Raw genomic sequence first — 12380 nt, forward strand, 5'->3', positions numbered from 1 at the left:
ATCTAGATGAGGTGTTATCCACTGTTAAACTGCCTCGTTAACGGTGTATGTTGTTGATTCTTTAAATTTTCCTCCATGATGTTCATATCATCTTTAAAATACTCGGTGATAACCTCTTTTTCTCCAAATAAAAACAGCTGATCTCCTTCATGGATTTTTTCGTTGTAGATGTTTCTTCTAATCTTCAATTCACCTCTTTTAATAAAAATTACAACAAACTCAAGCCGCTCATGTTCTTTTATCACTTGATTTATCGTTTTGAAAGCGAGAAAAGAGTCTTTATAGATATGCAGATTTAGTAGATAATCATCTTTATCTGTTAAGAATACGTCCCGGATGGGCAAATCTCCAAGCTCAATATTCTGTTTCATTTTTTTATGAAATAATTTCGATAATAACTTCTGGATGCATGCCAGCTTTAATACCCCAAAGACTAGCAGGACACCACCTGCTACAAATAAAATGTCATTCATTCTAAGATCGTCCGAAAGGAAATTGCTAATCGATGAAATAATCACTGCAAGGGAGAAGGCCCCAAACAGAATCAGGAAAGTGGCAAGTTTTCTTCGAATGGGGTGACCTAAAATAAGCTCGGATTCTCCTGTAGTAAAGCCAGTGCCTGTCATCAAAGATATGACCTGAAATCTTGAAATCTCCAATTTGAGCCCTGTTAACCGAAATAAAACCACGTAAATTTCGATAACGGCTGTAATGATGATGAAGTAGATGAGTAAAAAAAATAAATTCATTTTACCACCTCAAATGGTCAAAAAATTAGCTGGGGCAGTAACGTGCCCCAACCGCTTATCACTGCATTTTCTCATTAAAAAATTGAACCGAATACATAGCCCCTTCGCTGACCATATTATTATCTTCTAGATCATGTGGATGCGGGTGTCCTCCTTTTTCAATCGGGAGTGTTTCACTTTTATCAAAAGGAGAAGGTTTAATTTTACGTTTCCAGTCTCTAAATACACTCTCTGCTTTTACTCTGTTCGGTTTAGAAGATAACCACATCGCTGCAGATGCCCCCATTCCAACCACAACCAATGATGTAATAGGCAAAACTCGTTTCATATCAAGACCTCCTTTAGATTTTAACAATCTCTTAAAATAGGACTTCATTTCAACTAAGTTCTATTAATCCTTTCATACCCGCTTCTTTACATTTAAAACCTATTTTTAATGTTTCATTTTTTGAAAATTAGGGGATTTAATTAGGAAAACTTTTATCAAAAGGAGATTCTATGGAGAAAACTATCGGACCGAACAAATGGAAGTGGTATCAATTTGACAAAAACGACAGCGAACGAATAGAACCAATTATTGAAAATGTTAACTGCGGGAGCACCGGATGGCTGGAACAGCTGCAGGAACATAAAACAAATTTCTTACGGATAAAAACACTTGATAATGGAAAAAAGGTTGTGACCGGCTCCCTTATTTATCAGCAAAATTTTGAAGAGGAACTAGATTATAAAATCTTTCATTTTTATGTAAGTACGGATCAGTTGATTACAGTTGATCTGATGCTGTCTTCCTTTAAACATATCCATACGGAGGACCTTCTCAGGCTCATTGATCGAACAGAAAACCCGGTTGATGGCTTTTTAATTTTTTTGGTGAGAACTTATGAATGAAATGTTGTATGAGATCGATCAATTTGAAGATGCGTTAAAAACACTAATCTGGAGTGTTCGGAAACGAAATGAAACGAGTATTCTTGAAAAAATCTATACGCAAAGGCATGAACTATTAGTCTGGAAGAATCTATTAATCCCGATAAAAGAGTTGAAAATGGGGATAGAGGAGATCAATCTAAATGAGGTAAGCACGGGGGATATTTTTAAGACGACGTGTAAACGGATTGAACGGGCGGTTGAATTGCTCAATGAATATGAACATGAGCTTGATTCAATCATTAATTTGGAGGAAGTCATCTCATCCCATCGTGGAAATGAAATTATGAAAACCTTAACGGTCATCACAACGATCTTTACCCCGGTCATGGCGTTTGGGGCATTATGGGGGATGAATTTCAAGCATATGCCGGAACTAGAATGGAAGTTCGGCTATATAATGTCCGTCATTCTAATTGGAGTCTCAACCATCCTACTTTATGGATTTTTGAAATTTAATGGCTGGACCGGTGACCTATTAAGAGGGAAAAAGAAAGGCTCGTTTTTTAAATAACCAAAAGTAGCGGTCCCCTAAGGAGGGACCGCTACTAAAATGCTTCAGCTATTGGATTGGATCAGGGATCAGATTTTCATTTTCTTGTTGCTGACTCCCGGTTTTCATCTGATTCATTTCCTTACCGAGCTTTTTCATTTCGTCTAAATTTTGTGCCATCGAGCCATTATTGTTTTTTTCGACTGATTGTAGTGTGGACCCTTGTTCCTTAAACTGTCGTTGCCTTTTTTCTTTATCCATTGCGTCTCCTCCTCTTTGGAAAATTAGGTTACAAAGATTCTATTCTACCTTTAATGTACCCTTTTTTTTTCGTTTGAAACCTTGAGGATATTAGGGCTAAAAGTCTATGCTATTTTCTTCATTTTTCAGCTAGCATAAATTGGTATAATTCTAGATAACAAATAATTCTTCGAACTTCGAAGATATATTTAGGTGGGAAATGATGGAAAAATCAAATCGAATAGTAGAATATATTCAAACAAACCGGGAGCAAATTTTAAAAGAGTGGTCGAAGAAAGTAATTCTGATGGATGAACAAAGAGCAGCTAATTTGATATCAGAGAAAGTCTATATCAATATTTGTAATGATTATATAAATTTACTAATTAATAGTTCTACCAATCAACAGAAAAATAGTGAAAGCAAGATAAGTGAATTTACTCAAAAAATAGTTCAACTCGGCTGGACATTAGGTTTTATTATGGACAGTTTAAGTGAATTTGGAAAAATTGTTTTCTTTCCGATGGCAGATAAGACCTCAGAAAAGGAACAAGTTGAATTTATTTTGGATTATGACAAATGGATTAGTCCGATCAACGTTGCAGTGTTTAATCAGTATGCTGAAACTTGGCAAAGAACGGTATCCTTACAAAAGATTGCGCTTCAAGAGCTATCTGCCCCGCTTATCCCGATTTTTGAAAATATTACGATCATGCCGTTAGTTGGAACCATTGACACAGAAAGAGCAAAATCGATTATGGAAAATTTATTACAAGGGGTTGTTAAGCATCGCGCCCAAGTTGTATTAATTGATATCACAGGAGTTCCTGTCGTAGACACGATGGTTGCCCACCATATTATTCAGGCATCCGAAGCCGTCAGATTAGTAGGAGCAAAATGTTTAATCGTTGGGATTCGTCCAGAGATTGCACAAACAATCGTTAATTTAGGGATAAATTTAACTCAAGTCATGACAAAGAATAGCTTACAAAAAGGAATTGAGGCTGCCTTGGAAATGACGAATCGAAAGGTCATATCAACGGAGGAATCATAATGGTCGCTAGAATACCTATACTAAAGTTATATAACTGCCTGCTTATTTCTATTCAGTGGGAACTTGATGATCAAACGGCAATACAATTTCAAGAAGATTTGCTTCATAAAATCCATGAAACAGGATCGAATGGTGTAGTCATCGATTTAACGTCGATCGATGTGATTGATTCATTTATTGCAAAAGTATTAGGCGATGTTATTAGTATGTCCAAATTGATGGGGGCAAAAGTAGTTTTAACGGGCATCCAACCAGCTGTAGCCATTACATTAGTTGAACTAGGAATCCATCTTCAAGAGGTGCTTACAGCACTAGATTTAGAAAAGGGGTTAGAAACACTACAACGGGAGTTGGGGGAGAAAGCATGGAGAACGAATCCTATGTGAAAATTTTTACCGAATGGGATATCGTTGCAGCTAGGCAACTAGGAAGAAATATTGCCAAGGAGCTTGAATTTGGTACAGTTGACCAAGCGAGAATCACGACAGCGATTTCTGAGCTTGCACGTAATATTTATTTATATGCAGGGCAAGGTGAAATACGGATTGAACGCATAAATGGACGTGATAAACGTGGTATAAAGGTGATCGCTGCTGATAATGGACCAGGAATTCAGGATATTAGAAAAGTGATGGAAGATGGATATTCTACATCAGGTGGGTTAGGAGCAGGATTACCGGGGGTTAAGCGCTTAATGGATGAATTTGATATTACCTCTTCACTAGAGGAAGGTACGATTATTAAGACGGTAAAATGGACTCGTTAGGAGGATGCTTGCTATGGAAATTTTCAAATCAAGGTATCGGCATTTGCTTCGCAGTTATCTGAAAGAATCATCCGAAAAAGCTTTGTACCAAGCACAACTATTTAGTAGAAAATCGATTTTAAAGCAAATTTCTCCTGAGGAAATTGTCAGTTTACATAGTGAAGCGTTGAAAGAAATTTTTCCGGATATTCAAAAAGAGGTCTTATTGTCCTTTGATTTTCTTTTAGAGGTGATGATGGACTATGGCTTAGCCTACCAGGAGCATCAAAGCATGCGGGATCAGCAGCTTGAAATAAAATCAGAAATTGAGATTGCGGCAAGCATTCAAGAAAATTTACTAGAAACATCTATTCCTCAAATGGACGATTTAGATATTGGGGCAACAAGTATTCCTGCCAAACAAATGAATGGGGATTTTTATCACTTTATTCAAGAGGGGCAAAATATTCATATAGCCGTTGCAGATGTAATTGGTAAAGGAATACCTGCAGCCATTTGTATGTCGATGATCAAGTATGCAATCGATAGTTTACCAGAGTCTAGGAAAAGTCCTCACTTTGTTTTAGAAAGTATAAATAGAGTCGTAGAAGATAATCTGGATGAAGGTATGTTTATTACCATGTTCTATGGGATGTACGATACAGATAATCATTCCTTTACCTATGGAGCAGCAGGGCATGAACAAGGATTCTATTATCATTCCGTTACGAATTCATTTGAGGATCTCGTGACAAAAGGTCTAGTATTAGGCGTGGACCAGAACTTTACATATGAGCAGTATCAAAAACAAGTGGAACCCGGGGATATGATTGTCTTATTATCGGATGGAGTGACGGAAGTAAGAACAGAAGATGGTTTTATCGAACGTTCGTTGATAACTGACTTAATTCAAAAATATAAGCAATTAACAGCCCAAGAAATGGTGGAACAAATTTATCGTGAGTTGGAAAAGATGCAGAACTTTGAAATGAATGATGATTTTACGCTAATTATTTTTCGAAGAAAGGTTTAATCTTCCATGAGTGCGGGTAAGTACATAAAAATAGATTAAATTCCTGGGGTGATAATGAATGGATTTAAAAGTTGATAAACACCAAAATAATAGAAAGACATTCGTTTTTGTTGCAGGAGAAATAGATGCATACACTGCACCAAAGCTACGAGAGGAATTATTACCACTCGCTGAAGAGCAAAACCAATCACTGATCGTCAGTTTAAAAGATGTGTCATATATTGATAGTACTGGCCTAGGTGTATTTATTGGTTTATTCAAACTAATAATGAAAAATGATGGGGAATTAAAGCTCGTGGACTTGTCAGATCGCTTGGAACGACTTTTTCAAATTACAGGTTTAAGCAACATCATTGATATTTCTACGAACTAGAGAGGTGGGGTACAATGAAACAATTAGTTGACTACATTGAAGTGAAAATGCCTGCTAAGCCGGAATATGTAGGGGTAATCCGATTAACGTTATCCGGAATAGCCAGCAGAATGGGATACGCATATGAGGAGATTGAAGATTTAAAGATTGCCGTCAGTGAAGCATGTACGAATGCCGTTCAACATGCTTATAAAGATAACGCCGGCGGAGAAACCATTGTTGGATTTGGAATTTATGAAAATAAACTAGAAATTATGATCGCTGATAATGGAGAGAGTTTTAATTTTGAACAGACAAGAAGCAAGCTAGGCCCATACTCCGCCTCAAGTGCAACCGACCAACTGGTGGAGGGAGGGTTGGGTCTATTTTTAATGGAAACGCTCATGGATGAAGTCCATGTATTTGATCATTCCGGAGTCACGGTCTTCATGGTGAAGTATTTAAGTGGGGAGCGTGCAGGTCATGACTCGACCATTTCGAACTATGAAGAGAACTAAGGAAGAAATCAACGCCCTAATCAAAGACTTTCAGCTAAATGAGAGTAAGTCAGCTCAAGAAATATTAGTAGACCACTATACACCGCTAGTCGGAAGCCTTGTGATGAAATATTCAAAAGGCGGCAATTTTCATGAGGATCTCATGCAAATAGGAATAGTCGGGCTATTGGGTGCGATACGAAGATATGATCCGGAACTTGGATCATCCTTTGAAACATTTTTAATACCAACAGTTATTGGAGAAATCAAACGTTACTTAAGGGATAAAACATGGGGAGTCCATGTACCGAGACGGGTAAAGGAATTATGGACGAAAATAAAGACAGTTGTCGATGAACTGACCAATCAACATCAAAGGTCACCAAAGATCCATGAAATTGCCGAGCATTTGGACGTTTCGGAAGAAGAAGTATTAGAAGCGATGGAAATGGGTAAAAGTTATCAAGCCGTATCTGTGGATCGTTCAATTGAAACGGGCTCAGATGGCAGCACGGTTACAATTCTCGACACCATCGGATCGCATGATGATGGTTTCAAAAGAGTCGACCAAAGGCTCTTGCTTGAGAGTGTTCTGCATGTGCTAACAGAACGTGAAAAAGAAATTCTCATGTTGACAATTATCGCTAATAAGAGTCAGAAAGAAACAGGAGAGTCCTTGGGGATTTCTCAGATGCATGTATCTCGTCTTCAAAAAAAGGCGATTCAAAAATTACGACAGGCACTAAACAAAGATAATGCCAATACAGGAGTAACAAATGCTTGAACTTGAATCAAATGAATATATTCAAACCTTAGTGTATCAGATTCAAAAGGAAGGTAATGTGTGTAACGGCGATAGTTTTTTTATTAAGACAACCGATGATTATTTCATTTGTGCCGTTGCGGACGGTTTGGGAAGCGGGATATACGCACATGCCTCGTCTAACGCGATTCGGGAAGTGGTAGAACAATACCATTATGAAGAGGTCGATGTATTAATCGATTATTGTAATAAAGTCCTTAAGGATAAAAGAGGTGCAACCGTATCTCTTTTTAAGGTAGACTTTTTACTTAAAAAAATTACTTATAGCTCCGTAGGAAACATTCGCTTTGTTCTTTATTCGCCCTCTGGTCAATTTTTCAACCCAGTCCCTGTCTATGGATATTTATCTGGAAAGCCGCAAAAATATGGAATTGAAACGTTTACGTATGAAAAAGATGCGAAGTTTATTATTCATACCGACGGCATTTATATTCCCGCCATTAAACATTTATTATCAAGTATTCGATCCATTGAAGAGATGTCGAATCATTTAAAAATGTATACGAAAACACGGAATGATGACTTAACCTATATTATTGGTCAACTCTTGTAACCTACTATTATAAGCGTAACAAAACACGTATCCAACCGTTTTTGGATACGTGTTTTGTTTTGTCCGTTCACAGTGTCCGTGAGAGAGGAAAAGGGAATCAGCTGTAAAGCTGACACCCTTTTTAAAAGATAAGAAAGTTTTTGAACATAGATAACTGTCTAGCTTCAGCGCCTAGGGGCTCGGGGTCATAAGCCAATCCGTCAAGAAGGTTAAAGAGCAACCTTCTCGCCGGCTCGTCTTATGCCTGTCGCCCCTGAGCAAGGCGCTTACGCTTTTCTATTTATTCTGCGAGATAGGCTTCGAGCATCCATCTGTGCTTTTCTAAGGAAGTGCGAATCGCAATGAACAGATCTGCCGTAGGTTGATCATCGTTGTCCTCGGCCAAGGTGATTCCCTCTGTCAGTTCGGTGCAGACGGTGTTAAAATCATCAGCCAGAGTCTGAATCATTCCCTCGGCATTTTCGTCGCCCGCGGCTTCCTTGATGGAAGAGATCTGTAATTGCCCCTTTAGTGTCGCCGTAGGTAATTTTCCTAGTGAAAGCATTCTTTCAGCGATGGTATCAAGATGGAGCGCCGACTCCTTATACAATTCTTCAAATTTAGGATGCAGGGTGAAGAAATTTTCACCTTTTACATACCAGTGGTAGTGGTGCAGCTTCATATAAAGAACTGAGAAATTAGCTACCTGAGTGTTGAGAGTCTCTGTTACTAAACTATTTTTTTCTTTTACTTTTGCCATTTTCATTACCTCCGTTTAGTGGAATAGTGTTGATATCTATTCCATACCCCGGATTACATCATTTGAAACCATATAAAAAATTTTTCCAAGAAAGTTTACCGAAAGGCGTAGGTGTCTATTCCCTCGATTGGAGGCGCGGGCATCTTTTTTTTTTAGGAGCAGGATTAATCTCCGTATAAATCGGGTATTACCCCATAAGGGTATCTAGATAAAATTATGGGGGAGAACAACGTTATGAAAAAACGGAGAATGGAATTTGTTTTTGTCATTATGATGATTGCTCTAGCATATTTGGTGTTTTTTACAGACGTTCCTTTCCTGCCGAAAATGATATCAATGGCATTCTACGGCGTAATTATCTTGATTACAGTGTTTTCCTTGATGCTGGAAAATCGGACGGCGCAAAACACGCTTTTGTGGATACATATATTGGTGTTTTTACCGGTTTTGGGATATATCATCTATGTCTATTCAGGTCAATTATTTTTAAAAGGGTATCTTTTTAAAAGTAAGCGCATCAAAGATCGTGAAGTGTTTGAAACAATCAGTAGGAAAAAGCAGAAAGTCGAGTTTTCGCAGCTTAATCATCACCAGCATCATTTCGCACACTATCTGGATCGGGCGACCTTCACACCAATGAATACCAACACGAAGACAAAAATATTAAAAAATGGTGAGGAAACTTTCCGAGAAATGAAAAGTGCGCTTAAGAAAGCAACCGACTTTATCCATATGGAATATTATATCTTCCGAGATGACCGATTAGGCAGTGAGATCATCGACATCTTAATCGAGAAAGTGCTGGAAGGAGTAGAAGTCCGTCTTATGTACGACGCGATGGGAAGTATCACACTTTCAGGTGCCGCTATTAAAAAAATGAAGGAGGCCGGAATCATGGTCCATCCTTTTTTGCCCATAAAAAGCGGCCTTTATAATCAAAAGTTTAACTTCCGGAATCATCGAAAAATCGTTGTCATTGACGGGAAGGTAGGATTTGTCGGCGGACTGAACATTGGGGTTGAATATCTTGGTAAAGACGAGGAAATTGGATTTTGGTGTGATACACATGTCGTCCTGGAAGGGGAAGCAGTCCAAACATTACATGCCGTTTTTTTATTAGATTGGAGTTATGTTAGTGGGGAAATGCTGGTTATGGACGAACGCTATATGAAACCCATATTTGCCGCTGGAGATGGTCTGGTTCATGTCGTCGCCACCGGTCCCGAAACCGAACGGATGAGTGATCATTATTATTCGATGATCTCATGTGCAACAAAATCGATTTGGATTGCGTCGCCGTATTTTGTCCCTAATCAAGCAATTCGAACAGCACTAAGGATTGCTGCCAAAAAAGGGATTCAAATACGAATCATGGTGCCTGACACCAATGACGGTTTTCTCACCCAATATGCTTCACGGTCGTATTTACCTGAACTTTTGCGTTCTGGAATTGAAATTTATGCGTACCAAAAAGGGTTCCTCCATAAAAAAATAATGATTGTTGATGGGGACCTTGCCACAATTGGAACAGCCAATATGGATATGCGCAGTTTTCGCCTCAACTTTGAAGTGAATTTATTTTTAATAGGCACAGATTCCATCCAAGACCTAGTGGCCCATTATGAGGAAGACCGAGAGGATTGCCTGAGAATTCGCCCAGTCGAATTTTACAAAAGAGGATTTACTGAAAAGGCAAAAGAGTCATTTGCTCGTCTATTTTCGGGAATTTTATAAAATTTCTAATATAGAAGAAAAAAGGGGGATACAAACATGAAACGAAATCATACGATGATGCAATTTTTTGAATGGAATGTAGATCCAGGTGGTACGCATTGGAACCGCTGGCCGATACTTTACAATGCAATGGTTACCGTTTAGATGCGATTAAACATATTGATTATCATTTTATTAAAAGTTTTGTAGATAATGTAAGGCAGCAGCGAGGAGAAGACTTTTATGTTCAAGGTGAGTTTTGGGTCCCAGAACTTGAAGCATGCCAAACATTTTTGGAAAATGTTGATTTCAAACTGAATTTATTTGATGTTCCGCTTCATTATAAATTACATGAAGTCTCTAAAGCGGGAGCTGATTTTGATCTTACCACGATCTTCGATGATACATTAGTGAATGTGAATCCAAAACATGCGGTCACTTTTGTGGACAATCATGATACCCAAGCAAACGAAGCCCTTGAATCATGGGTGGATGACTGGTTTAAGCAGAGTGCTTATGCGCTTATCCTGCTTCGCAAAGAGGGACATCCATGTATATTCTACGGAGATTATTTTGGCATTGGGGGAGAAAAACCAATCGATGGAAAACAGGCAGCGATTGATCCGCTCCTTTATTGCTCGTTACCATAAAGCCTATGGAGAACAAAAGGATTATTTCGATGACCCCCATCTGATTGGATGGGTCCGTCTGGGGATTGAGGAAATGGAGTCTTCAGGCTGCGCCGTCCTCATTTCTAATCAGGACGAGGGCGAAAAAAGAATGTTCGTCGGTGAAGCGCGGGCAGGAGAAGTATGGGTGGACCTAGCAGGAACGAGAGACGATCATATTATAATTGAAGAAGATGGATTTGCCACCTTCTTTGTTAACGGTGGCAGTGTCTCGGTTTGGGCTCATTCTGAACAAGACGAGGAATAGTTGCTATTTTAAAATAAGAATCAAAAAGGAAAGCACCTTGTTGTTTTAAGGTGTTTTCCTTTGTCTAAAAAATGCTACATAAAAAGAGACTGCATGATTAGCAGCCTCTTGAGTGAAAGTTATCCTATATAATTATGCTGTATGTCTCATACTTTTTAAAATAAAGCCAACGATTAGGGTGAGAATAATAGCTCCTATGATGGCTGGAATGAGATAGAAACCGCCCACTTCAGGTCCCCAATCTCCTAATATCAATGAACCGAGAAAAGCACCAATAAATCCGGCGATGATATTTCCAATTACACCTCCAGGTAAATCACGTCCAATGACTAGACCGCCTAACCACCCGATGATTCCTCCGATAATTAAAGACCAAATAAATCCCATGAAAATTCATCCCTTTCAAATTTTAATGTGAATCTACTAAGATAAGTACCCGTTATTTCAATGGACAAACCTTTTTTGATAAAAAAATTCTACCATTTTCCACTCCGAAGGAAGATGAAAGAGGAGATAAACGCATTCAAACAGCGGATGAGCTTCAGTACCTGCATGGTAATTCATCGACTTAACTGACAGGAAAATAATTAGGGAGAACAGTTAATCTTCACAAAAAAGGTTTCAACTTTTTAAAAAGGGTTATATATCAAATAGAACAACAAGTTGCATTTCAACTTACTTACAAAATCAAGATGGTCACACATTAAAAATGGAGGAGGAAGTTAAAATGACACAAGTAAAAATAGTAGAAAATGGACTTCAAGCAAAAAAGGAAATTGAACAATTTTTAAATCAAGGGTTCGAAAAAGATGAGGTCTACTTATTGGCCCACGGCAAAGATCGTTCAGAAGATTTGTCAGATGCACTGGATACCAATGAAATTGGGGTAAACGAGCAAGGCGTCTTTGATTCAATCGCAAATGTTTTTCGATCACGCGGGGACGAACTACGTTCTAAAATGGAATCCTTAGGATTAACCAACACAGAAGCACAACAATTTGAAAAAGAATTGGACAGGGGACGCGTATTGGTGGTCGCTGCAAAATAAAAGTAAGACAGTTTTACTAGGTTAGTATAATGAAAGGAAACAAAAGGGAACATTCCTTTTGTTTCCTATCCCTCATCATATGAAGAAAGGGGTAAGGTGAATGAAATTTTCAAGAGTGAACTTAGGTGATTTTTTTGGAGGAAACATCAGAGCCCGGCGCAAAATTAGAGTAGATCATAGTTGGGATTCGAATTTTGAAAATCCGATCATACACAAGGAAATACAGGGCGAGAAAGTATATGTCCCATTAAATCTAGGCAGGGTTTGGAATCAGGTAAATTAATGGTAAGTGCGTGGGTTATGTATTTTTGTACGGTATTAGAAACCGAGGTCGTGTCAACCGACCAGATAAAGCAATAAAAATTCGCCTTCGAATCGAGTCATAGGAAGGTGAATTTTTTTTTAAAGATAGAAAATGTGTTTATTTTTTAAAAATGGATACAAAAGGAAACTTTTCTGAACTTCTTTGTGATAG

17 protein-coding genes and 1 pseudogene are annotated in these 12380 nt (G+C 38.2%); 13 read left to right on the top strand and 5 right to left on the bottom strand.

Annotated elements, in window-relative coordinates; translation table 11 throughout:
• Positions 1-14 precede the first annotated feature (14 nt).
• Both QF028_RS29015 and QF028_RS29020 read right to left on the bottom strand, forming a co-directional pair.
• Positions 15-749, bottom strand: coding sequence for a TrkA C-terminal domain-containing protein (locus QF028_RS29015; RefSeq protein ID WP_429470921.1), 735 nt, complete (start codon positions 747-749; stop codon positions 15-17).
• A 58-nt stretch (positions 750-807) separates the two neighbouring features.
• Positions 808-1077, bottom strand: coding sequence for a hypothetical protein (locus tag QF028_RS29020; protein ID WP_429470923.1), 270 nt, complete (start codon positions 1075-1077; stop codon positions 808-810).
• 170 nt (positions 1078-1247) lie between these two features.
• Between QF028_RS29020 and QF028_RS29025 the strand changes: the two genes are divergently transcribed.
• Both QF028_RS29025 and QF028_RS29030 read left to right on the top strand, forming a co-directional pair.
• The gene (locus QF028_RS29025; RefSeq protein ID WP_429470925.1) at positions 1248-1640 is read left to right on the top strand and encodes a hypothetical protein; all 393 of its coding nucleotides are present in this window, start codon (positions 1248-1250) and stop codon (positions 1638-1640) included.
• The gene (locus QF028_RS29030; RefSeq protein ID WP_429470927.1) at positions 1633-2193 is read left to right on the top strand and encodes a magnesium transporter CorA family protein; all 561 of its coding nucleotides are present in this window, start codon (positions 1633-1635) and stop codon (positions 2191-2193) included. Before QF028_RS29025 ends, QF028_RS29030 begins: the two co-directional genes overlap by 8 nt.
• Before the next feature lie 48 nt (positions 2194-2241).
• On the opposite strand, the gene QF028_RS29035 is transcribed toward QF028_RS29030, so the two are convergent.
• Complete coding sequence (locus QF028_RS29035; protein WP_429470929.1) at positions 2242-2433, bottom strand: hypothetical protein; 192 nt, start codon at positions 2431-2433, stop codon at positions 2242-2244.
• Positions 2434-2635: 202 nt separating this feature from the next.
• On the opposite strand from QF028_RS29035, the gene QF028_RS29040 reads away from it, so the two are divergent.
• From QF028_RS29040 to QF028_RS29075, 8 genes are read left to right on the top strand one after another with little or no spacing between them, the layout of a single operon-like run.
• Entirely contained in the window at positions 2636-3466 is an 831-nt protein-coding gene (locus QF028_RS29040; protein WP_429472589.1) for an STAS domain-containing protein, read from the top strand.
• Positions 3466-3852 (top strand): STAS domain-containing protein, encoded by a 387-nt coding sequence (locus QF028_RS29045; protein WP_373408518.1) that lies wholly within the window; start codon positions 3466-3468, stop codon positions 3850-3852. The genes QF028_RS29040 and QF028_RS29045 overlap by 1 nt, the downstream gene beginning before the upstream one ends.
• Positions 3831-4232 carry an anti-sigma regulatory factor gene (locus tag QF028_RS29050; RefSeq protein WP_214732844.1) on the top strand — a complete coding sequence of 134 codons (402 nt, stop codon included), beginning with the start codon at positions 3831-3833 and terminating at the stop codon, positions 4230-4232. Before QF028_RS29045 ends, QF028_RS29050 begins: the two co-directional genes overlap by 22 nt.
• Before the next feature lie 13 nt (positions 4233-4245).
• Positions 4246-5244, top strand: coding sequence for a PP2C family protein-serine/threonine phosphatase (locus tag QF028_RS29055; protein ID WP_429470932.1), 999 nt, complete (start codon positions 4246-4248; stop codon positions 5242-5244).
• A 58-nt stretch (positions 5245-5302) separates the two neighbouring features.
• On the top strand, positions 5303-5617 hold the full coding sequence (locus QF028_RS29060; protein WP_214712042.1) for an anti-sigma factor antagonist: 315 nt from the start codon (positions 5303-5305) through the stop codon (positions 5615-5617).
• A gap of 14 nt (positions 5618-5631) precedes the next feature.
• A complete protein-coding gene (gene rsbW, locus QF028_RS29065) occupies positions 5632-6114 on the top strand; it encodes an anti-sigma B factor RsbW (RefSeq protein ID WP_429470934.1) in 483 nt (160 codons plus the stop codon).
• Entirely contained in the window at positions 6080-6877 is a 798-nt protein-coding gene (sigB, locus tag QF028_RS29070; RefSeq protein ID WP_429470936.1) for an RNA polymerase sigma factor SigB, read from the top strand. The genes rsbW and sigB overlap by 35 nt, the downstream gene beginning before the upstream one ends.
• Positions 6870-7469 (top strand): PP2C family serine/threonine-protein phosphatase, encoded by a 600-nt coding sequence (locus QF028_RS29075; protein WP_429470938.1) that lies wholly within the window; start codon positions 6870-6872, stop codon positions 7467-7469. Before sigB ends, QF028_RS29075 begins: the two co-directional genes overlap by 8 nt.
• A 280-nt stretch (positions 7470-7749) precedes the next feature.
• Here the strand turns inward: QF028_RS29075 and QF028_RS29080 are convergent, their stop codons facing one another.
• A complete protein-coding gene (locus tag QF028_RS29080) occupies positions 7750-8208 on the bottom strand; it encodes a Dps family protein (RefSeq protein WP_429470940.1) in 459 nt (152 codons plus the stop codon).
• 234 nt (positions 8209-8442) lie between these two features.
• Here QF028_RS29080 and cls point away from each other — a divergent pair, with 234 nt between their 5' ends.
• On the top strand, positions 8443-9942 hold the full coding sequence (gene cls, locus QF028_RS29085) for a cardiolipin synthase (RefSeq protein WP_429470942.1): 1500 nt from the start codon (positions 8443-8445) through the stop codon (positions 9940-9942).
• Between the two features lie 107 nt (positions 9943-10049).
• Positions 10050-10857: pseudogene (locus QF028_RS29090) on the top strand (alpha-amylase); the annotation flags it as partial.
• A gap of 132 nt (positions 10858-10989) precedes the next feature.
• Here QF028_RS29090 and QF028_RS29095 read toward each other — a convergent pair.
• Positions 10990-11244 carry a GlsB/YeaQ/YmgE family stress response membrane protein gene (locus QF028_RS29095; RefSeq protein WP_168241256.1) on the bottom strand — a complete coding sequence of 85 codons (255 nt, stop codon included), beginning with the start codon at positions 11242-11244 and terminating at the stop codon, positions 10990-10992.
• Positions 11245-11584: 340 nt separating this feature from the next.
• Here QF028_RS29095 and QF028_RS29100 point away from each other — a divergent pair, with 340 nt between their 5' ends.
• The gene (locus tag QF028_RS29100) at positions 11585-11905 is read left to right on the top strand and encodes a general stress protein (RefSeq protein WP_214732837.1); all 321 of its coding nucleotides are present in this window, start codon (positions 11585-11587) and stop codon (positions 11903-11905) included.
• Positions 11906-12380 lie beyond the last annotated feature (475 nt).

This window comes from Neobacillus sp. B4I6 (genome assembly GCF_050434045.1).
In the GTDB taxonomy this organism is placed as follows: domain Bacteria; phylum Bacillota; class Bacilli; order Bacillales; family Cytobacillaceae; genus Neobacillus.

What these genes read in the sequence shown, in the direction of transcription:
- QF028_RS29015 (WP_429470921.1), bottom strand. Translation starts at nt 749, where the DNA reads ATGAATTTATTTTTTTTACTCATCTACTTCATCATCATTACAGCCGTT.
- QF028_RS29020 (WP_429470923.1), bottom strand. Translation starts at nt 1,077, where the DNA reads ATGAAACGAGTTTTGCCTATTACATCATTGGTTGTGGTTGGAATGGGG.
- QF028_RS29025 (WP_429470925.1), top strand. Translation starts at nt 1,248, where the DNA reads ATGGAGAAAACTATCGGACCGAACAAATGGAAGTGGTATCAATTTGAC.
- QF028_RS29030 (WP_429470927.1), top strand. Translation starts at nt 1,633, where the DNA reads ATGAATGAAATGTTGTATGAGATCGATCAATTTGAAGATGCGTTAAAA.
- QF028_RS29035 (WP_429470929.1), bottom strand. Translation starts at nt 2,433, where the DNA reads ATGGATAAAGAAAAAAGGCAACGACAGTTTAAGGAACAAGGGTCCACA.
- QF028_RS29040 (WP_429472589.1), top strand. Translation starts at nt 2,636, where the DNA reads ATGGAAAAATCAAATCGAATAGTAGAATATATTCAAACAAACCGGGAG.
- QF028_RS29045 (WP_373408518.1), top strand. Translation starts at nt 3,466, where the DNA reads ATGGTCGCTAGAATACCTATACTAAAGTTATATAACTGCCTGCTTATT.
- QF028_RS29050 (WP_214732844.1), top strand. Translation starts at nt 3,831, where the DNA reads ATGGAGAACGAATCCTATGTGAAAATTTTTACCGAATGGGATATCGTT.
- QF028_RS29055 (WP_429470932.1), top strand. Translation starts at nt 4,246, where the DNA reads ATGGAAATTTTCAAATCAAGGTATCGGCATTTGCTTCGCAGTTATCTG.
- QF028_RS29060 (WP_214712042.1), top strand. Translation starts at nt 5,303, where the DNA reads ATGGATTTAAAAGTTGATAAACACCAAAATAATAGAAAGACATTCGTT.
- rsbW (WP_429470934.1), top strand. Translation starts at nt 5,632, where the DNA reads ATGAAACAATTAGTTGACTACATTGAAGTGAAAATGCCTGCTAAGCCG.
- sigB (WP_429470936.1), top strand. Translation starts at nt 6,080, where the DNA reads ATGACTCGACCATTTCGAACTATGAAGAGAACTAAGGAAGAAATCAAC.
- QF028_RS29075 (WP_429470938.1), top strand. Translation starts at nt 6,870, where the DNA reads ATGCTTGAACTTGAATCAAATGAATATATTCAAACCTTAGTGTATCAG.
- QF028_RS29080 (WP_429470940.1), bottom strand. Translation starts at nt 8,208, where the DNA reads ATGGCAAAAGTAAAAGAAAAAAATAGTTTAGTAACAGAGACTCTCAAC.
- cls (WP_429470942.1), top strand. Translation starts at nt 8,443, where the DNA reads ATGAAAAAACGGAGAATGGAATTTGTTTTTGTCATTATGATGATTGCT.
- QF028_RS29095 (WP_168241256.1), bottom strand. Translation starts at nt 11,244, where the DNA reads ATGGGATTTATTTGGTCTTTAATTATCGGAGGAATCATCGGGTGGTTA.
- QF028_RS29100 (WP_214732837.1), top strand. Translation starts at nt 11,585, where the DNA reads ATGACACAAGTAAAAATAGTAGAAAATGGACTTCAAGCAAAAAAGGAA.